General features: G+C 53.2%; 8 protein-coding genes. All 8 read right to left on the reverse strand.

The genetic code is table 11. The features are described from left to right. Positions 1–152: 152 nt before the first annotated feature. On the reverse strand, positions 153–1,175 hold the full coding sequence (locus I2H19_RS09620; RefSeq protein WP_195622519.1) for a bacteriophage abortive infection AbiH family protein: 1,023 nt from the start codon (positions 1,173–1,175) through the stop codon (positions 153–155). Positions 1,176–1,768: 593 nt separating this feature from the next. Next, on the reverse strand, positions 1,769–3,157 hold the full coding sequence (locus tag I2H19_RS09625; protein WP_195622520.1) for a Gfo/Idh/MocA family oxidoreductase: 1,389 nt from the start codon (positions 3,155–3,157) through the stop codon (positions 1,769–1,771). Between the two features lie 28 nt (positions 3,158–3,185). Beyond that, a complete protein-coding gene (locus I2H19_RS09630) occupies positions 3,186–3,977 on the reverse strand; it encodes a hypothetical protein (protein WP_195622521.1) in 792 nt (263 codons plus the stop codon). Between the two features lie 11 nt (positions 3,978–3,988). Continuing rightward, complete coding sequence (locus I2H19_RS09635; RefSeq protein WP_195622522.1) at positions 3,989–4,834, reverse strand: LicD family protein; 846 nt, start codon at positions 4,832–4,834, stop codon at positions 3,989–3,991. 12 nt (positions 4,835–4,846) lie between these two features. Beyond that, positions 4,847–5,077, reverse strand: a complete 231-nt coding sequence (locus I2H19_RS10000; protein ID WP_229089893.1) for a hypothetical protein — start codon at positions 5,075–5,077, stop codon at positions 4,847–4,849. 17 nt (positions 5,078–5,094) lie between these two features. After that, the gene (locus tag I2H19_RS09640) at positions 5,095–5,904 is read right to left on the reverse strand and encodes a pyridoxal-phosphate-dependent aminotransferase family protein (protein ID WP_229089894.1); all 810 of its coding nucleotides are present in this window, start codon (positions 5,902–5,904) and stop codon (positions 5,095–5,097) included. 78 nt (positions 5,905–5,982) lie between these two features. Further along, positions 5,983–6,834 (reverse strand): LicD family protein, encoded by an 852-nt coding sequence (locus I2H19_RS09645; RefSeq protein WP_195622523.1) that lies wholly within the window; start codon positions 6,832–6,834, stop codon positions 5,983–5,985. A gap of 56 nt (positions 6,835–6,890) precedes the next feature. Next, complete coding sequence (locus tag I2H19_RS09650; protein ID WP_229089895.1) at positions 6,891–7,742, reverse strand: lipopolysaccharide biosynthesis protein; 852 nt, start codon at positions 7,740–7,742, stop codon at positions 6,891–6,893. Positions 7,743–7,867 lie beyond the last annotated feature (125 nt).

Raw genomic sequence — 7,867 nt, forward strand, 5'->3', positions numbered from 1 at the left:
GGAGCTATTTCCGCGTTGCGCTAGCTGCGGAAACGCGGGGTCCGTTCAGGCTGTTGCGTTGAGATTGAAAATCAACCTCTCATAAAAACATCTCAACTACAAATGTTACGGCCTATCTATTGTCCGTAACTCGTGAAGCGGCAATCAGCCCCCTAGATTCTATCTATCGACTGGTCATACCCCTTGTTAAACTCCATGTAACTGGTCATGCGATAGTTTGAGATAGCAAGCTCGTGGCAAAAAATGTCGGTATCATACTGCTTATCCTCGTTGGGATTGTACTCACAAAAGACCCACTCGGCGTCGCGGTAGCGTGGAGCCAGAACGTCGCGGTAGTATGGCTTGTCGACTTTGTCGAACGAGTTGCCCATGATAATTACTGTATTAATCTTGGCAAGGGTGTCCAAGAAATGGTTAAGGGCCTCGTAGTTGCCCTCGATGTTTTTCCATGTATCTGCACAGCGATCGCATGCAACTGTTACACCCTGTTGAATAGTTGCACCGTAAAAGTCATCCATTCCGTACTTGTCTTCAAGCATCTTTCGAAGCTCGAAGGGATTATTGTCAGGAGAGCCAAATTGAAGAAGTTCTTTTTTATCCAAGACGCAACCATGGATATGGAGGATCTTGTCTGGTCGAACACCGTAGACATGTTCCAGCGTTGGAGTGTAATTAAAGGTAATGAAAGAAGCAGTGTCTGGTAACTCAAGCAAGGGTTTTGCTTTAGACACATCGATTGACTTTACCCATTCCCTAAAGCGATCCCTGGTGAGCTTCTTCAGGTATTCAAGACGCGTCTGCAGTTCAACCCAGAAATCATCCCAGCCTGGATTATCTTCGGTTAAATCGGGGCAAGTGTGCTCGAGTGTTTCATAACAAAGATCGTCCCATTCAATACCGAGTGATTCTTCGAGAGAGCTCCATCGACGATCGCCCTCCTCCATGGAGCTGGATTTGCAGCAAAGGCTGCTCTCGTGGAGGAGACATTCCGTCGCGTAGTCAAATGATTCGAAGTCAGCAACCACTCGCTCATCATGGACTAGCAACCAATCACGATAATCCGAATAGCTGGTCGCTAGGCCATGATGAAGATCAAATCCGTTTCCAATAATAATTAGGCAACTATCAGTGTCATAATCTGTGCCGATACAACGCTCTTGCTCGATTTTGCCCATTAGTCCGGATGCCTCCCATTGCAGACATTTGTTTTATAGATTCTAAACTTAGGGCATATTTAACCAACCGCCCCCGCGGCCTCCAATACGTCCTGGACGTTGCGCTTCGAGATGTGGGTGGTGTTGGCGATCATATTCCGTGACAGACCGTTCAACCAAACATGCACTTGCTAAGCGCTTGCTAAATAAAAGAAGCTGGCTAACATAGATAAATCCAATATTAGCCAGCTACCTTATTAATTAAATTGTTATAGTTTCAGAGAGTCTGGTAAGTGGTCTTCCACTACTCTCGATAAACCAAATTACACAAAACGTAAGCGGATTAAAATGCCTCCGGTGCGTCCAGCTTGGAATCACAAGTCGCCGCTGCCACGCTCTTGCTCTAAACAGAGTCAAAATTCATGAGAAGAGTTCACAAGGAAATAATATAAAGGTCTTTAATACTCGCAAGCTGCAACTTGCGTCGTTTATTAAATTAATCAACGATTGAGATGTAATCGAGAAGTCACGCCATCACTTTTCGGATTGGGAGTCACTTCTTCCTGCGATCAGGTGAAAGCTTAATTTTAGGTTGGTCGCACGACTAAACGCGACTACCTCGCTACGCCTTCACCACAGGTGTCGACCCCGAGCTTGATAGGCGACAGTTCGATGTGGTCTTTACTTGCGTCGAATTGACCCAGCAGGCCAGCTATGGCGGCGGATACACTATCATCGATGTAAAGACCGCATTTGCCTCCACGCTCAGCTGCTCGCGCGAACTCCACGAGCTCGTTGCGAATTCCCTCGCCGTCAAGCTGGAAGAAATACCGCTTGTTTTGAGAAGGATCCTCTTTGCGTACCTCGAAGTAGTCTGTTTTCCACCAGGGAGCAGGTACGTAAATGTAGCCATCCGTGCCGGAAACCACAAGCGACCCCTCTGATTTAGCCGCCTTGCCGAAAACCGCCTCGCCGTAGCCATCCTCGAATGCCAGTCGGATTTCACCAAACGCATCAAAGCCTGCATGGCCTTCAAGGTCGGCCCTTACAAAATCGGCAGATCTATAATCTGTTCCGAGTAACTGCAAGATGGGCAGCAACGCTGCTGGACCCCAGGCTTTGGAGCTCGACCACTTGCCCTCAACGCTCGAGATGTCCTCACTGCCAAGATCAACAAGGCTGGTGCATACAGCGCGCACCGACAGAACTCGTCCAATGTGACCACTCTTGGCGAGCAGAAGCAGTCGATGGTAGGCCGTTGAATACGCCGTCTTGATCGCGTCGGCCAAAACGAGGCCCTTTGAGCGTGCGAGCGCCTGCAGTTCCTGGCACGCCTCACGCGTTGAGGCAATGGGGCTCTCACATAGAACATGTTTGCCCGCCTCAAGCGCTCGCTTAATCTGTCCATAGTGCTGATTGGGATACGATGCAAGGTAGATTGCGTCGCATCGGCCGACTATCTCATCGAAATCATTAACCTGTTCGACTAAGCCACAGCCTGCGAGGCTTCCATCACTGTCGATCATCGCGCAGGTGGGGTCAACGCCATTCACGAAGGCACTTTCACGCAGATACTTCTCCACTAGCACACGCTTGCCCACGTACCCCATTCGTAGATGTCCACTTTCGGCGCGAAGCTCGGTGCTCGAGACGCCTTGCGTACGATCAAGGTAGACTACCTCGCAGTATTCCCTGAGATAGTCGAACTTACCGACCCAGTCAGAGCCTACGGTGAACACATCGATTCCCATACGTCTGATGTCGTCAATCTTCTGGCCCTCGTACTCTTCAACGATTACTTCGTCAGCAATCCCGAGCTCTTGGACAGAACGCATGCGCTCGTTGAGGGTCTGGGAAACGTTAATCTTCCCGCGCACCTTGTCGAAGCCATCGGCGGTTACACCCACGACCAGGTAGTCGCCGAGCGCCTTGGCGCGTTCCAGCAGGCGCACATGGCCCCGGTGCAGAAGGTCGTACGTTCCATATGTGATCACTTTCCTCATGGGCCTCACCTTCCCTTTCATGGCTTGTTTAGTTATTGCCGCAGTGCTCGAGCTTCGCGACATGGAAGGCTTTCTCCCACCCATGGGCCTCGTACCAAGGCCACAGTGGCTCTATGTAGCAGTACAGCAAAGGTATGAGGCCGCGCGCGGCCACTTCGACGGCCAGCGATGAGAGCACCCGCGCCCCGACACCCTTCTCCGCGCCAGGGCGTGCCTTGAGCCCGCCGCAGACGGCAACATCGTCGGACTCGGCATAGGTCGCCATATGCGCAGCAATTCCTTCGCTATCCCTAATGACTATGCTCCTGCAGCCCTGCAGCCGCTCTCTCTCACACAACTGAGCCACGAGCGCGCCGACGTCGTAGTGCTTGCCAATCTCCTCGTCGCCGCAGATGAGCCTGGCTATCTCAGGATAGTCGGCCTCGGTCGCCCTGACCGCCGCGGGGTCTGGTACCTGAGTTCCGTCAGCCCGCATAACCCACCCCTCAGACAAACTGTAGTCGGCGAGCACGGTGGCGAGCTCTGCCGCTGCACTGTAAGAGGTCTGGACCATGGAGGGGTCCATTTTCTCAACGAGGGTCGCGACGGCCCGGATTGCGCGGTGGCCTGCCTGCCCGCAGAAGACGACCTGGAGTCCGTCATAATATCGGTAAACGACCGCCTCGAGGCGGCTTCCGTCGAAGACCTCCCAGCACGCAACGTTGTCGCCCTCGAACCCGTAGGTCAGCGCATCGATAAGTGCGTAGGGGTTTTCAACGCGCTGACCTTCCAGAACACGCCGCAGGCCCTCGTCCCAGCAGGTCACTTTCTTCACATTCACGTTCGTTTTCCTTAAAACTCGTAGCTCGATACCGGCGAGTGCTGCCCTCGGCGGTCCTCGGGCGGCAACTGCATGTAGTCGCCATAGATGTAAGTGAGGATCGCGTCGAAGTCACGTGTCCCCATCAAACGTTTCCCTTCGAACTCGTACTCCGACAGGTCCTTAAACCACTCCTTAGGCATCGCGTAACGCTCTTCGAGCGGATTTTCTCGATAGAGGGTACCGGTAGCTGGAAACAGCAGCGTCCTCACGCGGTTGGGGCTGTCGTCCGTGCTCTTGCGCTCCATTGGAGCGGCGAGAGCATAAACCGCCTTTGCGGGTATCTTGGACAACAGCGAGAACCAGGCCCTGAGCGGAGACGACACGCGGGGGTCGAGTCTGCCGACCTCAGACCATAGGACCTTGCGCAGACACATGCACCAGAAGTCCTGCAGAATTTGGCCGCCCACACCAAGAGGCACGTCGTCCATGGGGAACACGTCGACAAAGACTCCTGTTTTGCACTTCAAGTGCTCCTGTCCGACCCTCACGTACTTCGTTCCGGTGCGCCTGAGCTTGCCGTACCCCCACCTGTATTCAGGATCGCTCAGATGGTCCTGGAAGAAACAGATGGACGGGTCCATCTCATGGGCGACAGAACGGAACCTCTCGTAGTCCTCACGAAGCATTGCAATATCAGCATCATCATCCCAGGGGATATAGCCCTTGTGGCGCACTGCGCCAAGGAGCGTCCCGCCGAAGATTGTGTACGCAATCCCGTGAGCGCGACACACGCGGTCGAACTCCACGAGCATGTCGAGCTCCAATAGCTGCATGCGCCGGAAGTCCTCTCCTTCTATGACCTTTACCTGTTTCATCTGCGCCCCCATCTAGAACAGACCCTCGGCCGATAGCGAGGTAAGGCAGTCGATAAGCCTGTCGTTGTCCTCCTCTGTGATGGCACCGATGTGCCCGATGCGGAACACCTCGTCGCACAGCGCGCCGCCGTTTGGGCACAGCCACATGCCGTACCCGGTTTTGGCGCGCTCGATGATTGCCTTCGCGTTGCTCGCGGGGCAACGGAGCGCCGTCACTGCATTGGAGGGGTTCTCGGGGACCATCTCGAGTGTGGTGCTCGTCAGGGCGTCGCGCGCGACGCGATCTCGGCGCGCTCCGCGTCGATCCCGCGCGCCTCGATCGACCTCAAACGCGCATTGATCTCAAGCAGCGTGTTGACAGCAGGCGTCCAGGGAGTCTGCCCACGCTCGCCGTTGCGCAGGGCTTCCTTTAGGCTCAAGTAGGAGCAAACCTCGGGATTCTCCGCTACCCTTTCCTGTCCGCGCGGCGAGAGAGCCATGAGGGAGATGCCCGGGTGGCAAGCTAGCGCCTTTTGCGAACCCGTCAGCACCACGTCGGCGCCGAGAGCCGCCATGTCTATCTCTTCGGCGATGAACGCGCTCACTGCGTCGACGATCAAGAGCATCTCGCGTTCGCGGCAAAACTCGGATAGGAGCCTCATGTCGTACAATAGTCCCGACGAGGTCTCATGCATGTTCACGAGCAACGCACCGCAGCCGGATTCCACCGCATCCTCGAGGTTTTTCCGCGTGACCTGACGCCCGAACTCAAGCTTAATCTCGTTGACGTTGTGCCCGTGAAGTTGGCATAAGTCGACGAACCTCTGCCCGAAACTACCGCCATTGACGACGGCAACACGCTCAGCGGGTGCCAAGACACTCATCACAGCGGCCTCCATGGCACCTGTGCCCGAAGCCGTCAGGAACACACAGCGCGAGTTCCTAGGAGCGGACAGCAAGCCCAGCATGATGCGCTCGTTCTCCAGCATCACCTGAGAGAACTCTGGCGTACGGAAATAGGGCGCGTTCTTGGCTGAAACTTCCAGTACCTCGCTAGGGCTCATAACCGGTCCCACAGTAAAGTTAAGCATCTGCATTCTCCAAATCTCTAGTTAATTCAGATTTCAATTAAAAGGTGAAATCATCACCCGAAACCAATGGCGGCAGCTCTAAACACGCCTAATGATTGAGTAAACGTGGTGCCCCATACGCTCCTCTTTTGGCGGCAGCTGCATATAATCACCAAAGCAAGACCTCAGCAGCGGGTCATAGCCGCTAGGCACGGGTACGTCCATATCCTCAAAAGGCATATACACGGTGTCTTCGAACCACGTTCGCTCAAAGATGCTCGATTCCGGAGTTCCGGCCCATGAGATAAGGCCAACGTACTTTCTGGAATCGAACGAAGACTCCGTGCACAGAGTATTAAGTTGTTCCTGGTACCTCTCAGGCTTTCCTAGCATTCGGCTCAAAATAAACTTAGCTAGTTTTTTTGCTGGATTGATATCTCTGTTGCAACAATCAAAATTGCACGCCTGTAGATAGCGCAACATCAGCTTGTGTGCTACTCTCTTTTTATCCAGAGCTTCGCTCATGTTGTCGGCCAGGCCGTCCAACGGGTAAATATCGATGAAAGTCCCAAGTTCATCGACCTCGTTGCCGTACTCCCCTACCATCTTATATTCAGGATTAGAGATGCGCGTTATAAGGAACGGCCTTCTCAAATCGATCTCCGGTTTCACGGGCGTGTACTTGTCGAGTTCTGGGAAGCGTCCATCGAAGCAAGCTAAGAACCGCTCGTAGTCTGAACGGGGCATCGCGATATCTAAGTCATCATCCCAGGGAATAAACCCTTGATGTCTCACAACGCCGATGAGGCTTCCGTACATCAGCCAATACGTAATACCTTCGCGTCTGCAAACAGTATCGATATCTTTCAGAATCTTTAGGGACTCTAGCTGAATATCCCTTAGCTCGAGCTCCCCCTCAACATGCGGTGCGCTGGACTGCATAAGTCCCATAAAAATCATTTCCTTTCACAGTTATTATGAAAATGCAACGTGCGGGACACCGTCACCTACGGCCTTAGTTTTTTCATGGTCTCTACCAGTTCGTGGCGGAAAAAGGTCAGAAACGCCAAATAAATCGAAGAATACAAGCAGAAAGCCGGCACTGGTGATAGTAAAAATGCCGACAGGATGAAACCAACAGTCAGCATGATCTCAGCAGCACCGATGGAGCTTGCAGGGACCTTCATCAGACGGTTCATGTAGAACTCAGACCATAGGCTTCGGGCGACAATCACTACTGTCATAACCGAAATGACTGCAAAGACGGAACCAAAAGCGTAGACAGCTAATAGGGTAAGGATTAAGCAGGTAAATGCGGATACCATGTTTACAAGCAGCATCACGCGTTCTCGCCGAAGAACGTTATAGTAAGTCACGCCAGTGATGTTGTACTTGCTGTCAAAAACACAGATGGGCAGAAGGAATATCAGGTAAGTAAATGTACTTGAGTAGTCGGGCAGCCACATCGATAGCAACCAGACCATCGGGAAGTACAGAGCGTAAACACCCGGAAACAAAAGCCCCATGGCGTCACGCGCGGCGTGGTAGAACCTTCGAACCTCATCAAGTGTCGCTTGCCGCAACGAGGGGAAAAGAACCATGGAGGCTTGCGAAACGAACGCAAGGAAGAAGCTCACAAGAGAAAGGGCGAGCGACAGCTTGCCGAATGTCTCAATCCCCCACCGCGCATCGATGAAAACACGACCGATACCAAGGATTAACATGCTCATCACATTCGCGAGCATCATTGGAAAACCGATCTTGATGCTCGCCCATCCAAGCCGCGACGCCCGGCGAAGGCCAAGCCACTCAGCTTCCCAAAAGTCGCGCAAGTTCCATGCGCAGTAGCCCAGCTGCATCAAAGTGGAAGCCGTATAAGCAAATACGTAGGGATAAAACGAGTCTATGGTTGATTTTCAATCTCAACGCAACAGCCTGAACGGACCCCGCGTTTCCGCAGCTAGCGCAACGCGGAAATAGCTCC

This window comes from Collinsella aerofaciens, from assembly GCF_015560135.1.
Lineage (GTDB): Bacteria > Actinomycetota > Coriobacteriia > Coriobacteriales > Coriobacteriaceae > Collinsella > Collinsella aerofaciens_AN.